This window comes from Photobacterium sp. OFAV2-7 (assembly GCF_022347985.1).
GTDB lineage: Bacteria > Pseudomonadota > Gammaproteobacteria > Enterobacterales > Vibrionaceae > Photobacterium.
Genome location: NZ_JAKRFQ010000504.1, coordinates 1 through 3728, shown reverse-complemented (window position 1 = coordinate 3728; position 3728 = coordinate 1). Strand labels below are relative to the sequence as shown.

3 protein-coding genes are annotated in these 3728 nt (G+C 46.7%); all 3 read left to right on the top strand.

Annotated elements, in window-relative coordinates; translation table 11 throughout:
• The first annotated feature begins 85 nt into the window (after window positions 1–85).
• Window positions 86–1237 (top strand): amidohydrolase, encoded by a 1152-nt coding sequence (locus MHN01_RS19860; RefSeq protein WP_239412936.1) that lies wholly within the window; start codon window positions 86–88, stop codon window positions 1235–1237.
• Window positions 1238–1419: 182 nt separating this feature from the next.
• On the top strand, window positions 1420–2850 hold the full coding sequence (locus MHN01_RS19855; RefSeq protein WP_239412935.1) for a sodium:alanine symporter family protein: 1431 nt from the start codon (window positions 1420–1422) through the stop codon (window positions 2848–2850).
• Window positions 2851–3082: 232 nt separating this feature from the next.
• On the top strand, window positions 3083–3728 hold a 646-nt coding region (locus tag MHN01_RS19850; protein ID WP_239412934.1), incomplete at its 3' end, for an efflux RND transporter periplasmic adaptor subunit.

Genomic DNA, 3728 nt, shown 5'->3' with positions numbered 1-3728 from the left:
AGGTATTTAATTTGCGATTGAAATCACAGTGTTATTTCTAAAACAGCAGTAGTCTTGCTATTTAATTTATCAATTACTAGCAGTTATGAATACACCCACCGATAACGACTGTAACTTTGACGCTATCCACTTTCGCCGCCGCCTTCATCAATATCCTGAGCTATCTTCGTTTGAGGAAAATACCGCACTTTTGATTGCTCAGCAGTTAGAAGCTTTCGGTTTGAGCCCCTATACGGGGATTGGTGGGCATGGCGTTGTCTGTACCATTGATAGCGGACAACCCGGAGAAACAACCCTGCTAAGGGCTGACTTTGATGCACTTCCAATTACAGAGAAGAACGACTTTTCCTATTGTTCGCAGCATGAGGGAGTGATGCATGCTTGTGGCCATGATGGACATACGGCAACTCTGATGGCTGTAGCCCAAGCGCTGTCAGTTAACCCGCCAAATCAGGGAAAAGTCATACTGCTTTTTCAGCCAGCCGAAGAAACAGGTATGGGGGCGGCGAGTATGCTCAATGATGACTGGTTAGCAGAGCAGCAGGTTGATAATGTCTTTGCCTATCATAACCTTCCCGGGTACCCACTACACACTGTAATAGTTAAGCCTGATGCGTTCGCTTGTGCATCAACGGGGGTGACGATAGAGCTGGAAGGAAAGACCTCACACGCGGCCAGGCCTGAGAATGGCGTAAATCCGACCATAGCGATGCTTAAGGTGATTGAGTACCTGCAATGCATGCCAACGCGTTATAGGGAGTCTTTCACCTTGGTGACGGTTGTTCATGCGCTGTTAGGTGAGGAAGCATTCGGGACAGCACCCGGCAAGGTTACTATTATGGCAACGCTGAGAAGTGACAATAGCGCGGTGTTAAATAGTATGAAACATGATTTGCTTGAGGTCGTATCGAGGTTTGCAGAACAAGATAATTTAACCAGCCAGGTTAACTGGCAGGAATCGTTTAATGCTGTAGTTAATTCACCAGCACACTGTGAACTGGTTTGTGAACAAGCAAACGAGCTTGGCTTGCCGGTAGAGATACTTTCAGAGCCAATGAGGTGGTCGGAAGATGTTGCCGAGTTCCTGCAAAAATGGCCGGGAGCTTTATTTTGCGTAGGAAGTGGAAGCGGGCATCCTGAACTGCATAATCCTGACTATGACTTTCCTGATGCCTTAATAAGCAGTGCGAGTGGACTCTTCCTAGGTATTATCCGCCGAATTCATCACTCTAAGTGAGTATATGATCACGTGATGGCCCGGGATCGTATGCCGTAATTCCGATCAAAAAGGTTACTAGCGACTATACTTCTGACAATTATCAATTCAGGGCTTGTTAATCACTTAGCCCAGCTATCGGCTCGATTCTGAAGATCAACTCTGAGCAATAAGCTTAAAGAATACGCTGATTAGGAGTGGATATGGAATGGTTAGAAGGTTTATTTGGTGTCATTGGTGATCTCACTTGGGGATGGGCATTGATACCTTTCCTCGTTGTATTAGGTCTCTTCTTCACGCTTGTTACCGGGTTTGTCCAATTTACATTCTTTGGGCGCATGTTCCATGTGCTGCTTAACAAAAATCAAACGGCTGACAAAAATGCGATTTCCGGCCGGGAAGCGCTGTTGTTATCGGTTGGTGGGCGCGTCGGTGGTGGTAACATTGCCGGTGTTGCTGTCGCTATAACGCTTGGTGGCCCCGGAGCGGTTTTCTGGATGTGGGCAATAGCCTTGGTAGGGATGGCAACCAGTCTGGTGGAATGTTCGCTTGCCCAGCTTTATAAACGTAAAGAAGGCGATGAGTTTCGAGGTGGTCCGGCCCGTACTATCATTCATGGCCTAGGTGAAGATTATAGGTGGCTTGCCTATCTTTATGCTGTTTGTTTGATAGCCTCTTTTGCTATTGGCTTTAATGCATTTCAGGGAAATACTGTTGCTGGTGCTGCTCAAGATAGTATGGGGATTGACCGTATATGGACAGGGGCATTACTGGCAATCGGTACCGGCTTTATTATTTACGGTGGTATTAAGCGTATTGCCAAAGTAGCAGATGTGATAGTCCCTATTATGGCTATCGGATATGTTGTGATGGCGCTACTGATTATTCTCTTAAACATTACATCGATACCTGCGGTAATTGGTACCATTATCTCTAACGCGTTTGGTTGGGAAGAAGCGGTTGGAGGCGGTATGGGCGCGGCTATGGCACAGGGTTTACGCCGTGGTCTCTTCTCTAACGAAGCCGGGTTGGGATCCGCTCCGAATGTCGCAGCAACAGCAGAAGTGACTCACCCTATAAGTCAGGGGATTACTCAGTCGCTGTCCGTATTTATCGATACCATTCTTATTTGTAGTTGTACGGCCTTTGTGATTTTACTCGGCGATGTCTATGTACCGGGGGCAGAAGATATTGATGGAGTTGTATTGACACAGCAATCATTGGTTTCTCATGTCGGATCCTGGTCACAGTACTTTTTGACAATAGCCATATTGCTCTTTTCCATCAGTTCGATTATCTACAACTACTATCTGGGTGAGAACGCATTGACCTTTATGTCGCAGAATAAGGTTACAGTTCATATCCTTCGCATCTTTGTGATAGGAATAGTCTTTCTTGGGGCCGTCGCGCCGGGAGCAACGTCTGTGTTTTTCTTCTCGGATCCAATGATGGGCATACTCGCGATCGTTAACTTGTTAGCATTGTTAATGCTGTTCCCGACACTGATCCGTATTCTGACAGATTATAAAGAACAGCTGAAAGCAGGGGCTGAGCACCCTGTCTTTGATGCGTCAAAGTTCCCTGATCTCGATATTGATCTTGAAGCCTGGAAAATTAAGAAGAAAGAGAGTTGATGACTTCAAAGTTAGCGCTCTTCTAGGAAACGAGAAAAGCCTAACGAGGGCTATAATATTTAATATCAATAAGCGAGTACTACAATTGTGGTATTCGCTTTTTTTAGCCTCAAATTCACTGCGATCCTCGTTATTGGTTTGATATGTCGATTTGACTTTCAGTCACAAGTGCTCGATCCCGCTTATACTCAAAATTTGGTGATGCGATTTTAACGTTCGGAAAATCAAGCCAATGGCGAAAAGGGTAATACTGACGATTGTCGGATTGATGGTAATAATCGGCGTACTCGCCGGTATTAAGGTATTGCAGATCCAGCGGATGATCGACAATGAAGCGGCATTTGAGGTCCCCCCCGAGACAGTGACAACAGCAGAGGTACGTGCGGAGTCATGGGATTCTCTGTTGACGGCTGTCGGCTCGCTGGAGGCCGTGCAAGGAGTCACCGTATCAGCTGAACTTCCTGGTAAAGTGGTTCAGGTGGCCTTTGAATCCGGTGCGAAGGTAAAAAAAGGTGGTTTGCTCGTCCGTCAGAACATAGCCTCAGAACGTGCGCAGCTTGCCGGTTCAGAGGCGAGTGTTGAACTTGCCCGGCTCAATTTTGATCGTATTGCTGATCTGTATAAACAAAAGCTGGTCTCAAAGTCCGAGCTGGATACAGCTCGGGCAAATCTTCGTCAGTCAGTGGCTGAGGCAGATAGTATCAGGGCAACCATCGCCAAGAAAACCATCCGCGCTCCTTTTGCCGGTCGACTTGGTATTCGTCAGGTTGACCTCGGCCAAATATTAAGCGAAGGAGAGGGAATTGTCTCTCTTCAGGCTTATGGCTCTATCCTCGTTAACTTTCTGCTTCCGCAGAGAGAAATTGCCCGGATCACAA